This window comes from Burkholderia sp. LK4 (assembly GCF_001043615.1).
In the GTDB taxonomy this organism is placed as follows: domain Bacteria; phylum Pseudomonadota; class Gammaproteobacteria; order Burkholderiales; family Burkholderiaceae; genus Burkholderia; species Burkholderia cepacia.
Genome location: NZ_LDUL01000094.1, coordinates 1 through 16,694, shown reverse-complemented (window position 1 = coordinate 16,694; position 16,694 = coordinate 1). Strand labels below are relative to the sequence as shown.

The 16,694-nt window shown below is 69.3% G+C and carries 23 protein-coding genes; 18 read left to right on the top strand and 5 right to left on the bottom strand.

The window, feature by feature from the left end; all coding sequences use genetic code 11:
* Positions 1 to 248 precede the first annotated feature (248 nt).
* From VK92_RS35110 to VK92_RS35080, 7 genes are all read left to right on the top strand, one after another.
* Positions 249 to 668, top strand: a complete 420-nt coding sequence (locus VK92_RS35110; RefSeq protein ID WP_042976175.1) for a BON domain-containing protein — start codon at positions 249 to 251, stop codon at positions 666 to 668.
* 26 nt (positions 669 to 694) lie between these two features.
* The gene (locus VK92_RS35105; protein ID WP_021161241.1) at positions 695 to 1,723 is read left to right on the top strand and encodes an SDR family oxidoreductase; all 1,029 of its coding nucleotides are present in this window, start codon (positions 695 to 697) and stop codon (positions 1,721 to 1,723) included.
* Between the two features lie 34 nt (positions 1,724 to 1,757).
* Positions 1,758 to 2,057, top strand: a complete 300-nt coding sequence (locus VK92_RS35100; RefSeq protein WP_048028569.1) for a DUF2795 domain-containing protein — start codon at positions 1,758 to 1,760, stop codon at positions 2,055 to 2,057.
* A 61-nt stretch (positions 2,058 to 2,118) separates the two neighbouring features.
* On the top strand, positions 2,119 to 2,685 hold the full coding sequence (locus VK92_RS35095; protein ID WP_021161239.1) for a hypothetical protein: 567 nt from the start codon (positions 2,119 to 2,121) through the stop codon (positions 2,683 to 2,685).
* A 128-nt stretch (positions 2,686 to 2,813) separates the two neighbouring features.
* A complete protein-coding gene (locus VK92_RS35090; RefSeq protein WP_048028570.1) occupies positions 2,814 to 3,671 on the top strand; it encodes an SDR family oxidoreductase in 858 nt (285 codons plus the stop codon).
* Positions 3,672 to 3,707: 36 nt separating this feature from the next.
* Positions 3,708 to 4,313 carry a DUF4142 domain-containing protein gene (locus VK92_RS35085; RefSeq protein WP_048028572.1) on the top strand — a complete coding sequence of 202 codons (606 nt, stop codon included), beginning with the start codon at positions 3,708 to 3,710 and terminating at the stop codon, positions 4,311 to 4,313.
* Between the two features lie 55 nt (positions 4,314 to 4,368).
* Positions 4,369 to 4,977, top strand: a complete 609-nt coding sequence (locus VK92_RS35080) for a DUF892 family protein (protein WP_048028552.1) — start codon at positions 4,369 to 4,371, stop codon at positions 4,975 to 4,977.
* Between the two features lie 89 nt (positions 4,978 to 5,066).
* Here VK92_RS35080 and VK92_RS35075 read toward each other — a convergent pair whose 3' ends face one another.
* From VK92_RS35075 to VK92_RS35055, 5 genes are all read right to left on the bottom strand, one after another.
* The gene (locus VK92_RS35075) at positions 5,067 to 6,365 is read right to left on the bottom strand and encodes an NRAMP family divalent metal transporter (RefSeq protein ID WP_048028556.1); all 1,299 of its coding nucleotides are present in this window, start codon (positions 6,363 to 6,365) and stop codon (positions 5,067 to 5,069) included.
* Positions 6,362 to 7,042, bottom strand: a complete 681-nt coding sequence (locus tag VK92_RS35070) for a UdgX family uracil-DNA binding protein (RefSeq protein WP_048028558.1) — start codon at positions 7,040 to 7,042, stop codon at positions 6,362 to 6,364. The genes VK92_RS35075 and VK92_RS35070 overlap by 4 nt, the downstream gene beginning before the upstream one ends.
* A 468-nt stretch (positions 7,043 to 7,510) precedes the next feature.
* On the bottom strand, positions 7,511 to 7,993 hold the full coding sequence (locus tag VK92_RS35065; protein ID WP_048028560.1) for a PRC-barrel domain-containing protein: 483 nt from the start codon (positions 7,991 to 7,993) through the stop codon (positions 7,511 to 7,513).
* A gap of 88 nt (positions 7,994 to 8,081) precedes the next feature.
* Positions 8,082 to 8,513 carry a CBS domain-containing protein gene (locus VK92_RS35060; protein WP_042976181.1) on the bottom strand — a complete coding sequence of 144 codons (432 nt, stop codon included), beginning with the start codon at positions 8,511 to 8,513 and terminating at the stop codon, positions 8,082 to 8,084.
* Between the two features lie 89 nt (positions 8,514 to 8,602).
* Positions 8,603 to 8,860, bottom strand: coding sequence for a hypothetical protein (locus tag VK92_RS35055; protein WP_021161231.1), 258 nt, complete (start codon positions 8,858 to 8,860; stop codon positions 8,603 to 8,605).
* 149 nt (positions 8,861 to 9,009) lie between these two features.
* Between VK92_RS35055 and VK92_RS35050 the strand changes: the two genes are divergently transcribed.
* The 11 genes from VK92_RS35050 to ku form a co-directional block, all read left to right on the top strand.
* A complete protein-coding gene (locus VK92_RS35050) occupies positions 9,010 to 9,315 on the top strand; it encodes a hypothetical protein (protein ID WP_021161230.1) in 306 nt (101 codons plus the stop codon).
* A 189-nt stretch (positions 9,316 to 9,504) separates the two neighbouring features.
* Complete coding sequence (locus VK92_RS35045) at positions 9,505 to 9,747, top strand: hypothetical protein (protein WP_042976180.1); 243 nt, start codon at positions 9,505 to 9,507, stop codon at positions 9,745 to 9,747.
* On the top strand, positions 9,744 to 10,055 hold the full coding sequence (locus VK92_RS35040; protein WP_048028562.1) for a hypothetical protein: 312 nt from the start codon (positions 9,744 to 9,746) through the stop codon (positions 10,053 to 10,055). The genes VK92_RS35045 and VK92_RS35040 overlap by 4 nt, the downstream gene beginning before the upstream one ends.
* Before the next feature lie 25 nt (positions 10,056 to 10,080).
* Positions 10,081 to 10,395: a hypothetical protein gene (locus VK92_RS35035; RefSeq protein ID WP_021161227.1), complete on the top strand. Its 315-nt coding sequence runs from the start codon at positions 10,081 to 10,083 to the stop codon at positions 10,393 to 10,395.
* A 251-nt stretch (positions 10,396 to 10,646) separates the two neighbouring features.
* Complete coding sequence (gene rpoN / locus VK92_RS35030; RefSeq protein ID WP_048028563.1) at positions 10,647 to 12,080, top strand: RNA polymerase factor sigma-54; 1,434 nt, start codon at positions 10,647 to 10,649, stop codon at positions 12,078 to 12,080.
* Between the two features lie 92 nt (positions 12,081 to 12,172).
* Positions 12,173 to 12,361 (top strand): DUF3008 family protein, encoded by a 189-nt coding sequence (locus VK92_RS35025; protein ID WP_021161225.1) that lies wholly within the window; start codon positions 12,173 to 12,175, stop codon positions 12,359 to 12,361.
* A 46-nt stretch (positions 12,362 to 12,407) separates the two neighbouring features.
* Positions 12,408 to 12,569 (top strand): DUF1328 domain-containing protein, encoded by a 162-nt coding sequence (locus VK92_RS41125; RefSeq protein WP_021161224.1) that lies wholly within the window; start codon positions 12,408 to 12,410, stop codon positions 12,567 to 12,569.
* Complete coding sequence (locus VK92_RS35015; protein WP_048028564.1) at positions 12,566 to 12,952, top strand: DUF3022 domain-containing protein; 387 nt, start codon at positions 12,566 to 12,568, stop codon at positions 12,950 to 12,952. The genes VK92_RS41125 and VK92_RS35015 overlap by 4 nt, the downstream gene beginning before the upstream one ends.
* A gap of 127 nt (positions 12,953 to 13,079) precedes the next feature.
* A complete protein-coding gene (gene katE, locus VK92_RS35010; RefSeq protein WP_021161222.1) occupies positions 13,080 to 15,185 on the top strand; it encodes a catalase HPII in 2,106 nt (701 codons plus the stop codon).
* Positions 15,186 to 15,197: 12 nt separating this feature from the next.
* On the top strand, positions 15,198 to 15,701 hold the full coding sequence (locus VK92_RS35005; RefSeq protein WP_021161221.1) for a DUF421 domain-containing protein: 504 nt from the start codon (positions 15,198 to 15,200) through the stop codon (positions 15,699 to 15,701).
* A gap of 37 nt (positions 15,702 to 15,738) precedes the next feature.
* Positions 15,739 to 16,694, top strand: a 956-nt coding sequence (ku, locus tag VK92_RS35000) for a non-homologous end joining protein Ku (protein WP_048468226.1), incomplete at its 3' end; no start/stop codon positions are given.

The following is a 16,694-nucleotide window of genomic DNA, read 5'->3' as shown; positions in this document are numbered from 1 at the left end:
CTCGCCGGGCGATGCTCCGAGGTCCGGCCCGCGCACACGGGCCGCCGTGGGTGCCTGTCGGCAAGCGGCATACCCGCGACGCTGCGGGGGAAACCGCCAGCCGCCATGTCGAAAAAATTACAACGCATTGGACGAAAGCGCGTCCGGCCGGCGATTGCCGCCTGCAACCGGCGATGCGGCCGCGGCACGCGGCTTGCGCCCGTCGTGTCCGCCCGCCGGCCGTGCCGGCTCGACGAAAGGAGGTCACGATGAAGGTATTCCCGCTCCCAGCCCGTTCCCTGCGAATCCGTCGCCATCGCGCCCAGCGTGTCGGCATGGCGATCGCGATCGTCTCGGCCGCCGCCTGCGCGTCGATCGCGCCGAACGTGTTCGCCGCCGGCGACGACAGCGCCGCGTCGTCATCCATGTCGTCATCGTCATCCACGTCGTCGCATTCGACGACCGGCAGGAAGATCCGCGACGCGACGATCACGACCAAGGTGAAGGCCGAGCTCGTCGGCACGAGCGGCCTGTCGTCCGGCGACATCCACGTGAAGACGCGGCACGGCATCGTGATGCTGACCGGCAGCGTGCCCGACGAACAGCAGCGCACGCAGGCCGTCGGCGTCGTGAAGCAGGTGGACGGCGTGCAGGACGTGCACGACCAGCTGACCATCCGGGCCAAGTAACGGCGTTGCCGCAACAGGAGTTCGTCATGAACTGCATGCTCAAACCGGTCGGCGAGCAGACGATCGTGATCACCGGCGCGACGAGCGGCATCGGCCTCGTCACCGCGCGCAAGGCGGCACGGCGCGGCGCGAAGCTCGTGCTGTTCGCGCGCAACGAGGGCGCGCTGAATACGTTGTGCGAGGAAATCAGGCAGCACGGCGGCCTCGCGGTGCCGGTCGCCGGCGACGTCGCGAACCTCGAGGACCTGCAGCGCGCGGCCGCGAAGGCGGTCGACACTTACGGCGGTTTCGACACCTGGGTCAACAACGCGGGCGTGTCGATCTTCGGCACGGCGGCCGCCGTGCCGCTCGAGGATCAGCGCCGTCTGTTCGAGACCAACTACTGGGGCGTCGTGCATGGTTCGCTCGTCGCGGCGGACCACTTCCGCCGCAAGAGCGATTTCCACGGCGGCGCGATCGTCAACATGGGCAGCGAGGCATCCGATGCGCCGGTGCCGCTGCAAAGCGCGTACGTCGCGTCGAAGCACGCGGTGAAGGGCTTCACCGATTCGCTGCGGCTCGAGATGGAATCGGACCACCTGCCGGTGTCGGTCACGCTGATCAAGCCGGCCGCGATCGACACGATGTTCGTGATGCACGCGAAGAACTACATGAACGTCGAGCCGAGGCTGCCGCCGCCGATCTACGACCCCGACCTCGTGGCCGACGCGATCCTGTTCGCGGCCGCCCATCCGCGCCGCACGCTGTTCGTCGGCGGTGCCGCGAAATTCACGTCGGCGAGCGCGTACCACGCGCCGCGCCTGTTCGATCGCGTCGCGGCCACGCTGTTTTCGCGCGGCCAGCGCACGGTGCGGCCCGCGCGCCCGCGCGACGACAACGCGCTGTACGACTCGCGTCATGCGCTGCACGAGCGTGAAGGGATGGACGGCCCCGTGCTGCGCAGCTGTGCCTACAACACGGTGGTGCAGCGGCCGAAGATGGCCGGCGCGGTCGCGCTCGGCGCGGCGGCGCTCGTGTTCGCCGCGCTCGCGCGTGCGCGCCGCGGGTCCGCGTGATGCCGTTTCCGTTCACTCGATCAAGGAGGTTTCGATGACATCCCGACAACACACGGGCCACGAACTCAGCCGCGCCCGCGCGCACGAAGGCGAGCGCGCGCAGCAGGACCACGACAAGGGCGGGCACCAGACCGGCCACGGCAAGCCGCCGAGCCCGGTCGACGTGCAGAAGGCGCTGAAGGGCATGGACTACCCGGCGAGCAAGGAGGCGGTCGTCCAGTGCGCGGAACGCTCGCACGCGGACGCCGCCGTGCTCGACATGCTGCGCCGGATTCCCGACCGCGAGTACGCCACGCCGGCATCGGTCTCGAAGGAACTCGGGCGGCTGATGTAGGCGAGGCCGCGTCGCGCGTGTCGCCGCGCGCGGCACGCGATCCGTCACGAGGAGGACGAGCATGGCAATGATCGTCGCAGGCCGCTTCACGACGTTCGATGAAGCGGAAGGTGGGGCGCGCCACCTTTACGAGCGCGCGTTCGGTCCGGACGACGTGTCGATCTTCTTTCTGAATCCGGGTGGCCAGCATGCGCGCTTTCCGATCGGTGGCGACGTATATGCCGATACGGCGGCGAAGCCGGGCGGCCGCGGCGCGATGATCGGTGCGTTTCGCGGGCTGCTGATCGGCGCCGTCGCGGGGCTCGTCGTCTACGCGATCGGCGTGCGCTACTGGTTCGTACCGGCCGCCGGCGCGCTGGCCGGTGCCTATCTCGGCGCATTCGGCGGCGCGCTCGGCAGGATGCGCGGCGAGCCGGCCGAAGGCAAGGGCACGCTCGCGCAGAGCGAAACGGGCGTGATTCTCGCCGCGCGCGTGACGCCCGACACGGCGAGCGCGGCCGAAGCCGTCCTGCGCGCGACCGGCGCACGTTCGATCGAGCGCGTCGAGGGCGACTGGCAGGACGGCGAATGGCGCGATTTCGACCCGGTGCGCCGGCCGGACGAACCCGCGTCGGGCGCCCCTCGCTGACCCCGCGCTTTCCTGCACACGCGTTGCAATGCCTGCCGCGAAAACGCGGCGGCGCCGCCGTCAGCCGGCGGGGCGGCAGCGGCATGCCGTTTGCGCAGCACGAACGGCACCCGTTCAAGGAGGAACCGATGACTACCGCACAGACGCCGCCGCCCCAGCATCAGACGCATCAGCCAGGCACCGAACGCGACATGCATCCGAAGCCGCGCGGCGACGCGGCCGATTACGTCGGAAGCGGCAAGCTCGCCGGCAAGGTCGCGCTCGTGACGGGCGGCGACAGCGGAATCGGGCGCGCGGTCGCGGTCGGTTTCGCGAAGGAAGGCGCGGACGTCGCGATCGTCTACCTGAAGGAATCGGACGATGCCGCGCGGACGAAGCAGCTGATCGAGCAGGCCGGCCGTCGCTGCGAGGCGATCGCGTGCGACGTGGGCGACCGCCGGCAGGCACAGGATGCGGTGGCGCGCACGGTCGAACGGCTCGGCCGGCTCGACGTGCTCGTGAACAACGCGGGCGAGCAGCATCCGCAGCCGGGCATCGAGGACGTGACCGAGGAACAGCTCGAACGCACGTTCCGCACGAACGTGTACGGGGTGTTTTTCTGCACGCAGGCGGCGCTGCCGCACATGAAGCACGGCGGGCGGATCGTCAACACGGCGTCGGTGACGGCCTATCACGGCAACCCGAGGCTGCCCGACTACTCGTCGACCAAGGGCGCGATCGTCGCGTTCACGCGTTCGCTGTCGATGGAGCTGGCCGAACGCGACATTCGCGTGAACGCGGTCGCGCCGGGGCCGATCTGGACGCCGCTGATCCCGTCGACGTTCACCGCCGAGCAGGTCGCGAAGTTCGGCTCGAACGTGCCGCTCAAGCGGCCGGGGCAGCCGGACGAGCTGATCGGCTGCTATGTGCTGCTCGCGTCGGACGGCGCGAGCTACATGACCGGGCAGACGCTGCACCCGAACGGCGGCTCGATCGTCGGCGGCTGACGGCCGCATCCACGCAAGAAAAGGAGAAGGCAGATGATGAGACATCCGAAATGGACGATCGCGGTGCTTGCCGCGGGTGTGTTCGCCGTATCGGGGCTCGCCGGCGCGCAGGCGCCGAGCGAGCCGCCCGCATCGAATTCGCATGTACCGGGCGGCGTGATCAATCCATCGTCGGGCGCGGGCGACGCGCGGATCGCGAAGGCGCCGCAAGGCGGTGACGCGGAATTCATCGACAAGGCAGCGATCGCCGGCAAGGCCGAGGTGCAGGCCAGCCAGCTCGCGCTGAAGCAGGCGCAGTCGCCCGACGTGCGCGCCTTCGCGAAGCAGATGGTGAACGACCACGGCAAGGCGAACGCGCGGCTCACCGCGATCGCCGCGCGCAAGGGCATGAAGCCGCAGGTCGAACAGATTTCGGACCCCGACGTCGAGGCGCTGCGCGGCAAGAGCGGCCGTGACTTCGACGTCGCGTATGTCGCGGCGGTCGGCCCCGACGCGCATCGCAAGGCCGTCGCGCTGTTCGAAGGCGAGGCGCGCGACGGCAGCGACCCGCAACTGCGCGAATTCGCGAGCGCCACGCTGCCGACGCTCAGGCATCACCTGAGCATGGCGCAGGCGCTCGAACGCAAGGTGGGCGCGCGATAACGCGTGCCCGTTCATCCCCGGGCCGCGCGCGGCCCGTTTTTTCGGAGAGGCAGTCATGGCCCATCGGCAACCGAAACACGAAGGCATCCGCGAATTGCTCTGTCAGGCATACGAAACCGAGCTTGGCGGCGCGAAGCTCTACGAGGCCGCGCTGCAGTGCGCGACCGACGGCGATCTGCACAAGGAATGGGAGAAGTACCACCGCGAGACGCTGCATCACCAGGAAGTGCTGCGCAAGGTGTTCGAGACGTTAGGCATGGACCCCGATGCGCAGTCGCCCGGACGCAGCGCGGTTGCGGCCACCGGCAAGGCGCTGGTGCACGTGATCGAGCAGGCGCGGAAGCAGGCCGATCCGGCCGTCGCGCAGGTCGTTGCGGCGGAATGCGTGGTGCTCGCCGAGACCAAGGACCACCTGAACTGGGAGCTGATCGGCTACGCGGCCGACCAGTTGTCGGGCGATGCGGCGAAGATATTGAAGGACGCGCACGACGAGGTCGAGGCCGACGAGGATCACCACCTGTATCACACGCGCGGCTGGGCGCGCGAGATGTGGATCGACTCGATGGGCTTCAAGGCCGTGCTGCCGCCGCCGGAGGAAGTGAAGAAGGTCGAATCGGCGGCGGAGGCGGCGCGCGCCGAACGCTCGCGCGGCAAGATGATGTGACGCTCGACATGAGCGGGCAGCCGTTCGCGCGGCTGCCTGGTTGTCCGCGTGATGTTTCACCGGTTGCCGACGCAACCGTCTCGTGAGGCTCAGGTCAGCAGGTCGACGATCATCGTGACCACCGACGCCGCCATCAGGCCCACCGCGAGCCAGCCGAATACCATCGACACCGTTCCGCTACCAGGCTGCCCGGCGGCCTCGCGCTGCCGCGCCAGCAGCATCACGAGCACGAGCATCGGCACCGCCGCGATGCCGTTGAGCACGGCGCTCCAGTACAGCGCCTTGATCGGGTCGATCGGGCCGATGCAGATCGCGATGCCGATGATGACGCACAGCGCCAGCACCGCGTAAAACGCGGGTGCGCGTCTCACCGGTTCGTTCAGCCCTTCGCGGAATCGCCACGCTTCCGCGCAGCCGTACGCGGCGCTGCCCGCGAACGCCGGAATCGCAAGCAGCCCGCAGCCGACGATGCCGAACGCGAACACGACGAACGCGGCTTCGCCGGCGATCGGCCGCAACGCCTCGGCAGCTTGCGCCGTGGTGCCGATATCGTGCCTGCCGTGCGCGAAGAACACGGCCGCACCGATCACCATGATGCAGAACGACACCGCATTGGTGACGATCATCCCGGCCCACGTGTCGAACGTGACGCGCCGTTCGGTCTCGCCACGGGCAGACGGCGTCGCGTGTTGTTGCTCGGTAGTGGTTTCCTCGACTTCGAGTGCCGCCTGCCACACGAACAGGTAGGGGCTCAGCGTCGTGCCGAGCACCGCGACGGCGGTCGTCGCATACGCATGCGTGAGCGCGATCTGCGGCAGCGCGAGCGCATGCAGCACGCCGCGCCAGTCGACATGAACGAAGCCGAGTTCGAGCACGTACGCGATCAGCCCGAGCGTCATCCATTTCAGCCAGCGCGCGTAGCGTTCGTACGACAGCGTGACCTGCAGCACGAGCGACGCGATCCCGTAGAGCGGTGCATACCAGTAGCTGCGGCCGCCGGCGACGAGCGCCGTCGCGTCGCCCATCGCCGCGAGGTCGGCGCCGACGTTCGCAATGTTGACGATCACGACCATCACGATCAGCGTCTTGGCGAGACGATCGGAGAAGTGCGTGCGAATGCCGGCGACCAGGCCTTCGCGGTTGCGGCGTCCGACGAAGGCCGCCGCGAGCTGCACGGCGACCATCATCGGCAGTGCGACGACGATCATCCACAGCATGTTGAAGCCGAACTGGCTGCCGGCCTGCGCGTAGACCGCGATGTTGCTCGGATCGGCGTCGGATGCGCCGGCGAGCAGGCCGGGGCCGAGGCGCTTGTACCAGGGTTTCGCCGTGGCGCCGGCGGTCGCGGCATTGGCCGCCGGCGGCGCCCCTTCGTCCGGCGCACTCATCCGGCGTTGCCGTGCGAATCGCGCCCGCCGCCGCGGCGTGTGTCGTGCGCGAGGTCCGACGCGGTACGCAGCGCGTCGACGAGTGTCCGGTACGCGTGCTCGCGCGAATCGGCGCCGCGCGTGCGCAGCACGTACGACGGGTGAAAGGTCGCGACGACGAGTTGCCCGCCGGCGGTCCGCACCGGTGCGCGCGTGCGCTCGAGCGTCGCGTCGTTGTCCTGCAGCACCGCGCGCAGCGCCGTGGCGCCGAGTGCGACGACCACGCGCGGGCGCACCGCATCGAGTTCGCGTTCGAGCCAGTAGCGGCACGCGGCCACTTCGCGTTGCGCGGGCGTCTTGTGCAGGCGCCGCTTGCCGCGCGGTTCCCATTTGAAGTGCTTGACCGCATTGGTCAGGTAGACGTGCGTGCGTTCGACCCCGGCTTCGTCGAGCGCGCGGTCGAGCAGGCGGCCGGCCGCGCCGACGAACGGCACGCCGGCGCGGTCTTCCTGGTCGCCCGGCTGCTCGCCGACCAGCATGATCGACGCGTCGCGCGGTCCCGCACCGGGCACCGGCTGCGTCGCGTGTTCCCACAGCGCGCAGCGGCGGCACGCGCCGAGCGTCGTCGGCGCGTCGTCGTCGTCGTCGTCGGTGGCGGCGGGCGGCGAGGCGGGAGCGGGCGGCGGTTTGTGGGTCATGAGACGCCCCATGTACAGGTCGGAGCGGCGGCATGACGTTGTTGCGCGGAACAACGTGGCGACCGGGCCGTCGCCCGCGCCGAGGCAAGCAAACCGAGCAAACCGGATGGCAGAAACTGCATCGCGCGCATGAAGCACTCCGTGTGGACGATGCGAACGACGCAGCAACCGGCATGCCGCATGCAGTCGGGAGGGGGCGCGGCTTGTGCGGCGACAGGTTTCCCGCGAGCGGGAAAGGAGAAACGCGATGCAACCCGACCCCGGCGACGATCCGGCCGCCGCCCGGCATCGCGCGTATTTTCCATCGCGATCGACGCGGCGCCGTTGCGCACATAAAGCGCATAGCGCACCTAGCGCACGCAATGCACTTCACCCCGCGCCGTCCCCGCTTGCAAAAAAGACGCCCCGCGCGAGCGGGGCGTGTAGAAAGCGGATGCGCCGGCGAACCGGCGCCGCATCGTCGTGCGATCAGTGACGGTCGCGCGCGCGCGGATCGTTCAGTTCCTCGGTCGGGTCGGTCAGCCCGAGTTCGTCGCCGGCGCTCCAGTACGGCGCGCTGCCGTAGAACTCGTGCAGCGGCTCGGCCCATTGCGGATCGGCCATCGCCGGCCAGTGGTCCTTGTCGAACCCCGGCGCGTTGCGGATGCGCTCGGACGACACCGACAGCAGGAAGCATTTGCGTTCGGTGTCGAGCGTGAGCGCGCTCCACGGAATGGCGTGCAGCTTGTCGCCGATGCCGAGGATGCCGCCGCTCGACAGCACCGCATAGGCGACGCGGCCCGAGCGCACGTCGAGCATGATGTCCTTGATCTTGCCGACATCGTCGCCGTCGGTCGTATAGACCTTGTCGCCTTCCAGCGTATCGGCCGCCATCACGTCGGGGCCGGGGCCGGCCGCCGTTGCGGCGCCCTTGCCGATGATGCGGGTCTGACCTTGATCGGAAGTCTGCATGGTTTCCTCCAGTCTGCGTGGGGCGCGACGGTGCCCGGGGCGGGCCCTGCGGGTCGCGCGGGTAGCGTGCGGCGCGAGGATCGCGCCGTCACGTCTGCTTCGGTTGCGACACGCCTTCCAGCGTGTTCGCGACGTCGTCGCGCTCCGGGCCGGCCGAGCGCGTCGCGATGTCCGCGAGCGACAGCATGCCGACCAGCCGCTTGTCGTGATCGACGACGGGCAGGCGGCGCAGCTGCGCGTCGGCCATGTAGTGCTGGATCTCGTCGAGCGAATCGTCGTCGAAGCACCATTCGATCGGGCCCGATGCGACCTCGTGGATCCGCGTTTCCGGCGGCTTGCCGGCCGAGATCGCGCGCACCGCGAGATCGCGGTCCGTCACCATCCCGATCAGCCGGTTGTTGTCGCACACGGGCAGCGCGCCGATGTCGTAGCGCTCCATCAGTTGCGCGGCATGACGGATCGAGTCGGTCGGCGCGATGCGCACGACGTCCTGCGACATGATTTCGTTGACGCGATGCATGACTTCCTCCTTACAGGTGGGTTCGGTGAATTCGTCGGCGGAGTCCGCAAGCCGCGTGCCTTCCTGCACGCGCGGGTCGCTCGGGTACGTCACGCGCCGTCGTCGCGTTCGCGCGGGCTCCGCCACGGCCCTTCGTCGTGCGTGCCGGGCGGCGTGTCCGGTTCGATCCGCGTGACGCCGCCGGTCGCCGGCGGGTCGCTGGCCGGAAACGTGTCCTCGAGCTGCTTGTCGATATGGCGTTCCGAATGGCGCGTGCGCGCGCGGTCCTGGTGCTTCAGCGGCGGCGTCGGGTCGGGATGCCGCTCGTGGGCCGGCGTGTCGCGGCCGGGCCGGGTCGAATCCTTCATCGCGTGGCTCCGTATCGGTGACGAGGAGCCGGGCTTGCCGCAACGGCCGTGCCCGGCTCGCGGACGCGGCACACGACTTGCCGTATCGACTGCGATGACGACGCGCAGCCCGACCGGTGCCTGCCGTGCGCATTTCGAGCGGAGGCACGATGACGATTCCGAAACGACGACCAGGCGTGCGTTATGAGATCAACGTATGCGGCGGCGGATTCGATTCGGTGAAGAGCCATTTCAACGAATGGAAACACGAACCGCTGATCTACCGGCCCGAGCGCCGGATGTTCGAAGGCAAGGCCGACGTGCGGCCGCTGGGCGACGAGACGTTCGGTTCGACCGAACCGGCGCGTTTCGCGCTGCAGCGCGCGTGCGAGCCGTCCGATTCGTATGCGCTGGCGGCATGCGTGAAGGACAACGGCCGCGAGCTGTGGCTCGTGATGGCCGCGTACGACGTATAACGAGGTGCTTGAAAGATTTGCAGCGAACGGTGTAGCGAAGGCACGACGCGTCGCATGGGGCCGCGCGTGTTCGCGCCGGCGCCCGCATGCGGGCGTCGCGACCGGACGGCATGCGCATTGCGGGACTTCCGTATCCAGTCACGACCGCCGCACACGATGCCGATCCGAACCCGCCCCGATGGAATGCCGATGAAACACGATCCCGCGCAATGGCTGCAGCGGCCCATCCCGCCGTTTCCCGACCTCGAGCCGGATCCCGACGACCCCGATCCCGGCGGTTTGCCGCCCGACCTGCCCGAACCGTACCGGCAACCGGCGGGCGACCCGCCCGGGACCGCGCCGCCCGAGCGCGAACCGCCGTCGCGGCAGCCTCCCGTGCATGCGCCGTCGGTCGGCGGGATAACGCGACTGCATGCGGAGGCACGGCGATGAGCGTCCGCGTGAAACCCGGCGTGCTGCGCGAGATCGCCGAGACGCTCGGCCGCCATTTCGAAACGCGCGCGATGCCGTTCCACATCGAGGAGCGCCCGGCCGGTGCATTGCATATCGGCTTTCGCGTCGACGGCCATCCGGCGTCGCTGTCGGTGTCGTTCGACGCCGACGCATTCGCCGCGCTCGAGCGGGCCGGCATCGACCGGCAGCGCGGCACGCTCGCGCGCGTCGCGGCCGAATTCGACACGATGATGGCGCGCCGCACGCCGACCGCCTATGCCGGCGATTTCCATTTCAACCGGCTCTGAGCCATCGATCCGACGGAGGTATTCGATGAACACGATCCAGACGATACGCGCGGGCGCCCTTGCGTTCGCCGCCGCGTGCGCGCTCGCTGCCTGCACGCAACCGACGAACGGCCCCTACGGGGCGCGCGGGGCGCCGCCCGCACCGCCGGATGGCCGCGGCGCGCAGTCGACCACGACGATGCCGGACGCGAATACGCGCTACGACACGCGTCCGTCGCCGGGCAACATGATGCCGCAGGGCGCGGCCGGCGGCGAACCGGCCGACGTGCCGCCGCCGGGGCCGAACGGTGCGCAGGGCGACCGGCCGTTGCCGGGCACGCCGCCGCCGATGCAGTACTGATCGGGCGTTTTCCGCGCATCACGCGCGGCAGGCAGGCGAGGGCGTTCGGGGCACATCCGGATGCCCTTCCGGACGAGCGAATTGCGTGCCCCAAACTTGCCGCAGGCTTGTAAAAAAGCGGCCCGGGCCAGCGACGAAGCGGGGTGCGAACCCGCGAGAACCGCGAGGCGACGCGCTTCGCCAGATTGGCACGAAAGCTGCGTAAGTCGTGTAGACGACCTACCGCGAACCGAACAATCAGGAGGCTTTCGATGCCCGTCTCGCTTGCGTTGCAGATGCGACAGCATCTGGCACTTACGCCGAGGCTTCAGCAGTCGCTGCGGCTGCTGCAGTTGTCCTCGCTCGAATTTCAACAGGAATTGCGGCAGGCGCTCGACATGAACCCGTTTCTCGAAGACGGCCCGGGCGACGAGGAAGCCGCCGACGGCGCGCCGGAGCAGCCGGCGGAAGCGGCCGCGCCCGAAGCGGCGCCCGAGCCCGAGGATGTCCGGCCGCCCGACGGCGAGGTGCCGCTGACGGCGGCACCCGCGCCGCGCGGCACGAACCGCCAGGGCGACGATGCAGACGGCCTGTCGCCGGGCGAATGGATCGCCGCCGAACCGTCGCTGCATCAGCAGCTGCACGACGCGCTCAGGCTGTATCCGTTGAACAGGCACGATCGCGAGGCCGCGCGCATCGTGATCGACGCGCTCGACGACGACGGTTATCTGCGCCAGGAGCTCGCCGAGCTGCGGGCCGCGGCCGATCCGGCGCTGCTGCTGTCGGAGCAGGATCTCGCGATCGCGCTGCGGCTCGTGCAGATGCTCGACCGCCCGGGCATCGCGGCGCGTTCGCTGTCCGAATGCCTGATGCTGCAGCTCGACGCGATTCCGGCCGGCACGCCGGCGCTCGCGGAAGCGAAGGCGATCGCGCACGAGCATCTCGAACGGCTCGCCCGCCGCGAGACGGCGGAGATCCAGCGGCGTCTCGGCTGCAACGCGCAGACGATGCACGCCGCCTGCGCGCTGGTGCGCGGGCTCGACCCGCGCCCCGGCAATCACTACGGCAGCACGCGCGGCGACTACGTGGTGCCCGACGTGATCGTGCGCCAGGTACGCGACGAATGGATCGTGACGATCAATCCGGCCGTGCTGCCGCGCGCGCGCCTGCACGAGCGCTACGCGACGCTGTTCGCGCAGTCGAGCGGCGAGCGCGATTCGCCGCTCGGCCAGCAGCTGCAGGAAGCGCGCTGGCTGATACGCAACGTGCAGAAGCGCTTCGACACCATCCAGCGCGTGGGCGAATGCATCGTCGAGCGGCAACGCGATTTCTTTCGTTACGGCGAGATCGCGATGAAGCCGCTCGTGCTGCGCGACATCGCGGAAGCGCTCGACCTGCATGAATCGACGGTGTCGCGCGCGACGGGCAACAAGTACATGGCCACGCCGCACGGCACGTTCGAGTTCAAGCATTTCTTCCCGCGCAAGCTCGAGGCGGCCGGCAAGGGCGTGTGCTCGGCGTCGGCGGCGAAGGTGCTGATCCGCGACATGATCGCGGCCGAGCGGCAAACCGAGCCGCTGTCCGACGTCGCGCTCACGGAGAACCTCGCGGGCCGCGGCATTCTTCTTGCGCGTCGTACGGTGACGAAGTATCGGCAGGCGATGAAGATTCCCGCGGCCGACCTGCGGCGTCGCGATGCCGCGTGACGTGACGGCTTGCCCGCCGAACCGATCTTCAACCGCGCGCGGCGCCGCCCGTCGTGTCGGCCCGCGCATCCATCCACGACAGGAGTGCAACCATGCCAGCAAAATCCCAGGCGCAGCAGCGTGCCGCAGGCGCGGCGCTGTCGGCCAAGCGCGGTGAAACGAAGATGAAGGATCTCAAACCGCCGGCGAAGTCGATGGCCGAGTCGATGAGCGAGAAAGAGCTCGAGAAAATGGCTGCCACGCCCGTGCGCGGCAAACCGAAACACAAGCACGATGCGTGACCGACGACGACGTTTGGTGACGACCGCTGTCATCCAGGAGGGTTCCATGCTTCGATACGCCATCATCTTCTTCATCATCGCGCTCGTCGCCGCCGTGTTCGGCTTCGGCGGCATCGCGGCCGGCGCGGCCGAGATCGCGAAGATCCTGTTCTACATCTTCGTCGTGATCTTCCTGGTCACGCTGCTGCTGGGCGTCGTGCGACGATGAGTGCCGCGCCCGACCGGTCGCAGCGCGTGGCCGAACTCGAACACGCGCTCGCGATCGGCTTTCCGTCGCAGTCGACCGTCGTCGTGCATGCGGACGACGCATCCGGCGGCCTGACGATCCAGGTGTCGTGGGTGCGTGTGCCGTCCGACGAGGACGCGCGCGAATGGCGTTGCGCGGTCGACCTGCGGTTCGATCCCGACGTCGTCGATCGCTATGCATTGCTCGACGCGGCCGACCGGCTGCGCGTGCGCACGCGGTTGTGCGACCGCGCGCGGCGCGCGGTGGACGAACGCAAGCCGCGCGTCGAGGATGCCGCGATCGAATGCAGCGTGACGCTCGACGTGACACGCGCCGAATTCGACGCGGCGCTGGCCGCGCCCTGATTTCACAGCCGGCATCGCGGGCGCGATCGCGCCCGTCGTACCGGTTTTCGCTGCCGTCCGCATGCCCGCGCCGCGGCGCGGCGGTTTGCGTGGCGGCTGCCCACCCGAATGCCACGAGGATCTTTCGATGACCCGTTCCACATCAGCCGGCAAGACCGCGCCCGCGCAGTCGACCGACAGCGCGAAGTCGCGCCAGCTCGACGAACACCGTTCGCGGCCCGACCACGAAGCGTTGCGCACCAACCAGGGCGTGCGGATCGCCGACAACCAGAACACGCTGCGCGGCGGTACGCGCGGCCCGTCGCTGCTCGAAGACTTCATCATGCGCGAGAAGATCACGCACTTCGATCACGAGCGCATTCCGGAGCGCGTGGTGCACGCGCGCGGCTCGGCCGCGCATGGCGTGTTCCGCGTCTACGAACCGATGGCCGACTTCACGAAGGCCGCGTTCCTGCAGGACCCGGCCGCCGAAACGCCGGTGTACGTGCGCTTCTCGACGGTGCAGGGCCCGCGCGGTTCGGCGGACACGGTGCGCGACGTACGCGGTTTCGCGGTGAAGTTCTATACGGAAGAGGGCAACTACGACCTCGTCGGCAACAACATGCCGGTGTTCTTCATCCAGGACGCGATCAAGTTTCCCGACTTCGTGCATGCGGTGAAGCCCGAGGCACCGAACGAGATGCCGACCGGCGCGTCCGCGCACGACACGTTCTGGGATTTCGTGTCGCTGGTGCCGGAGGCCACCCACATGGTGCTGTGGCTGATGTCGGACCGCGCGTTGCCCGCGAGCTTTCGCGCGATGGACGGCTTCGGCGTGCATACGTTCCGCTTCGTGAACGCGGACGGCGCCGAGCGCTTCGTGAAATTCCACTGGCGGCCCGTGAGCGGCGCGTATTCGCTGCTGTGGGACGAGGCGCAGCGGATTGCCGGCCACGATCCGGATTTCAACCGGCGTGACCTGTGGATGGCGATCGAGCGCGGCGACTACCCGGAGTTCGAGCTCGGCGTGCAGATGATCGATCCGGCCGATGCGGGCCAGTTCGACTTCGACCTGCTCGACCCGACCAAGCTCGTGCCGGAAGAGCGCGTGCCGGTGCGGCCGATCGGCCGGATGACGCTGAACCGCAATCCCGACAACTTCTTCGCGGAAACCGAGCAGGTCGCGTTTCACCCGGGCCATGTGGTGCCGGGCATCGATTTCACGAACGACCCGTTGTTGCAGGGGCGCCTGTTCTCGTACACCGATACGCAGCTGAGCCGGCTCGGCGGCCCGAACTTCCACGAGATCCCGATCAACCGGCCGGTGTGCCCGTTCGCGAACAACCAGCGCGATGCGATGCACCGGCAGACGATCAACGTCGGGCAGGCGTCCTACGAACCGAATTCGACGAGCGGCGGCTGGCCGCGCGAGACCCCGCCGGCGCCGTCGGGCGGCGGCTTCGAGACCGTGCACGAGCCGCTCGAAGGCGAGAAGGTACGCGTGCGAAGCGAATCGTTCGCCGATCATTTCTCGCAGGCCGCGCTGTTCTACCAGAGCATGACGGAGATCGAGCAACGGCATATCCGCGACGCGTACTGCTTCGAGCTGGGCAAGGTGACGCAGCCGCGGATTCGTGAGCGGGTGGTCAACGACATCATCGCGCGCTTCGACGCGGGGCTGGCCGCGCAGGTCGCCGAACGGCTCGGGCTGCCCGCACCGCACGCGGGCGCGACGCCTGCCGTCGCGCAGCGCTCGCCCGCGCTGAGCCTGATCGGCCGCTCGAAGCCCGGCATCCGCTCGCGCAAGATTGCGCTGATCGCGACGCCGGGTGCGAGCCAGGCGCTCGTCGAGCAGGTGCGCGACGCGCTGCAGGCCGCGCATGCGGTGCCGACGATCGTCGCGCCGACGCTCGCGCCGATCGGCAGCATCGTGCCGCAGGCGACGCTGGCCGGCATGCCGTCGGTGATGTTCGACGCGGTGTTCGTGTGCGGCGGCGACGGCGATGGCCGCGACCTCGCGCACAGCGCCGACGCGCGGCATTTCGTGCGCGAGGCGTTCAAGCACCTGAAGCCGATCGCGGCCGTCGGGTCGGGTCGGCAACTGCTGAGCGCCGCGCATCTGCCGGACCCGGCCGAAGGCGTGTGCGTCGGGCAGGCCGTCGATCTCGACGCGATCCTGAATACGCTGTCCGACCACCTCGGCCGCCATCGCGTGTGGGCGCGCGAGCAGCAGGCCGCCGAGTTGCCGGCCTAGCGCCGCGCGATCATGGACATCGTCGTCGCGCTGTTCGGACAGGGCCGGATGCTCGGCCCCGGGCAGATGGCGCTGCGCGCGATCGTCGTGTCCCTGGTCGCGCTCGTGCTGATCCGCATCGCGGGGCGGCGCGCGTTCGGCCAGCGTTCGCCGTTCGACTACGTGGTCGGGATCCTGCTCGGCGCGATCCTGAGCCGCGCGGTGGTCGGTGCGTCGCCGTTCGTGGCGACCGTCGCGGCGTCGTTCGCGATCGCGCTGCTGCATCGCGCGATCGGCTGGGCCTGCGTGCGCTCGCGCCGGCTCGAGCGGCTGCTGGTGGGCGTCGAGCGCGAGGTGTATCGCAACGGCCGCTTCGACGACGCGCAGATGCGCGCCGCGCTGCTCACGCCGACCGACATCCGCGAAAGCGTGCGGCAGGCGCTCGGTGCGACCGACCTGTCCGACGTCGACGCGGCGATCCTGGAGCGCAACGGCCACGTCAGCATCGTGCGGCGCAGCCGCTGCCGCAGGCCGTGACGTTCGCCGGACCACACACGCCGCAAGGAGGACCTCGATGGCACGGATGATCTGGAAAGGCGCGATCAGCTTCGGGCTCGTTCATGTGCCCGTGCAGCTGTTCCCGGCCACGCGTACCGTGAAGCCGTCGTTCCGCCTGCTCGACAGGCGCTCGATGGACCCGGTCGGCTACCGGCAGATCAACAAGCGCACCGGCAGGGAAGTCACGCGCGAGGACATCGTGCGCGGCTACGAGTACGAGAAGGAACGTTATGTCGTGCTGACCGACGACGAGATCCGCGCGGCGAACCCCGAATCGACGCAGACGGTCGACATCGTCACGTTCGTCGACGAAGGCGCGGTGTCGTTCCTGTATCTCGACACGCCGTATTACCTCGTGCCGGACCGCAAGGGCGAAAAGGTCTACGCGCTGCTGCGCGATGCGCTGAAGGACAGCGGCAAGATCGGCATCGCGCATGTCGTGATGCGCGACCGTCAGCATCTCGGCGCGCTGATCCCGGTCGGGCCGCTGCTCGCGCTCGACACGCTGCGCTGGCAGGAGGAGCTGCGCCCGCTCGACGAACTGTCGGTGCCGGCCGGCGACGCGAAGCGCGCGGGCGTCAGTGCGCGCGAACTCGCGATGGCGAAGAAGCTGATCGACGACATGTCGGGTTCGTGGACGCCGGACGAGTATCACGACACGTTTCGCGACGACATCCTCGACCTGGTCGAACGCAAGGTGCGCGCGGGCCGGATCGAGGAGATCGAGGACCGGCCCGCGCAGACGGGGCGCGCGGCGTCCAACGTGGTCGACCTGACCGAATTGCTGAAACGCAGCCTGAAGGGCGGCAGTGCGCGGGCAGCCGATGCGGGCGAGGAAGCGGGCGACGAGGCGGATGCCGGGGCGCCGGCATCTTCGCGTGCCGCCGGCGCGCGGCGCAAACCGGCTGCGAAAGCACCGGCGAAAGGGGGCGCGAGGGGGGCTGCGAAGGCTGCCGCAAAGGGGGCCGAGAA

Bases quoted from the DNA above. Each gene is read 5' to 3' on its own strand.
- katE (WP_021161222.1), top strand. From the start codon at position 13,080: ATGACCCGTTCCACATCAGCCGGCAAGACCGCGCCCGCGCAGTCGACC.
- VK92_RS35105 (WP_021161241.1), top strand. From the start codon at position 695: ATGAACTGCATGCTCAAACCGGTCGGCGAGCAGACGATCGTGATCACC.
- VK92_RS35085 (WP_048028572.1), top strand. From the start codon at position 3,708: ATGAGACATCCGAAATGGACGATCGCGGTGCTTGCCGCGGGTGTGTTC.
- VK92_RS35040 (WP_048028562.1), top strand. From the start codon at position 9,744: ATGAGCGTCCGCGTGAAACCCGGCGTGCTGCGCGAGATCGCCGAGACG.
- VK92_RS35070 (WP_048028558.1), bottom strand. From the start codon at position 7,042: ATGACCCACAAACCGCCGCCCGCTCCCGCCTCGCCGCCCGCCGCCACC.
- VK92_RS35065 (WP_048028560.1), bottom strand. From the start codon at position 7,993: ATGCAGACTTCCGATCAAGGTCAGACCCGCATCATCGGCAAGGGCGCC.
- VK92_RS35055 (WP_021161231.1), bottom strand. From the start codon at position 8,860: ATGAAGGATTCGACCCGGCCCGGCCGCGACACGCCGGCCCACGAGCGG.
- VK92_RS35110 (WP_042976175.1), top strand. From the start codon at position 249: ATGAAGGTATTCCCGCTCCCAGCCCGTTCCCTGCGAATCCGTCGCCAT.
- VK92_RS35025 (WP_021161225.1), top strand. From the start codon at position 12,173: ATGCCAGCAAAATCCCAGGCGCAGCAGCGTGCCGCAGGCGCGGCGCTG.
- rpoN (WP_048028563.1), top strand. From the start codon at position 10,647: ATGCCCGTCTCGCTTGCGTTGCAGATGCGACAGCATCTGGCACTTACG.
- VK92_RS35095 (WP_021161239.1), top strand. From the start codon at position 2,119: ATGGCAATGATCGTCGCAGGCCGCTTCACGACGTTCGATGAAGCGGAA.
- VK92_RS35035 (WP_021161227.1), top strand. From the start codon at position 10,081: ATGAACACGATCCAGACGATACGCGCGGGCGCCCTTGCGTTCGCCGCC.
- VK92_RS35080 (WP_048028552.1), top strand. From the start codon at position 4,369: ATGGCCCATCGGCAACCGAAACACGAAGGCATCCGCGAATTGCTCTGT.
- VK92_RS35060 (WP_042976181.1), bottom strand. From the start codon at position 8,513: ATGCATCGCGTCAACGAAATCATGTCGCAGGACGTCGTGCGCATCGCG.
- VK92_RS35050 (WP_021161230.1), top strand. From the start codon at position 9,010: ATGACGATTCCGAAACGACGACCAGGCGTGCGTTATGAGATCAACGTA.
- VK92_RS35090 (WP_048028570.1), top strand. From the start codon at position 2,814: ATGACTACCGCACAGACGCCGCCGCCCCAGCATCAGACGCATCAGCCA.
- VK92_RS35075 (WP_048028556.1), bottom strand. From the start codon at position 6,365: ATGAGTGCGCCGGACGAAGGGGCGCCGCCGGCGGCCAATGCCGCGACC.
- VK92_RS35015 (WP_048028564.1), top strand. From the start codon at position 12,566: ATGAGTGCCGCGCCCGACCGGTCGCAGCGCGTGGCCGAACTCGAACAC.
- VK92_RS41125 (WP_021161224.1), top strand. From the start codon at position 12,408: ATGCTTCGATACGCCATCATCTTCTTCATCATCGCGCTCGTCGCCGCC.
- VK92_RS35100 (WP_048028569.1), top strand. From the start codon at position 1,758: ATGACATCCCGACAACACACGGGCCACGAACTCAGCCGCGCCCGCGCG.
- VK92_RS35005 (WP_021161221.1), top strand. From the start codon at position 15,198: ATGGACATCGTCGTCGCGCTGTTCGGACAGGGCCGGATGCTCGGCCCC.
- VK92_RS35045 (WP_042976180.1), top strand. From the start codon at position 9,505: ATGAAACACGATCCCGCGCAATGGCTGCAGCGGCCCATCCCGCCGTTT.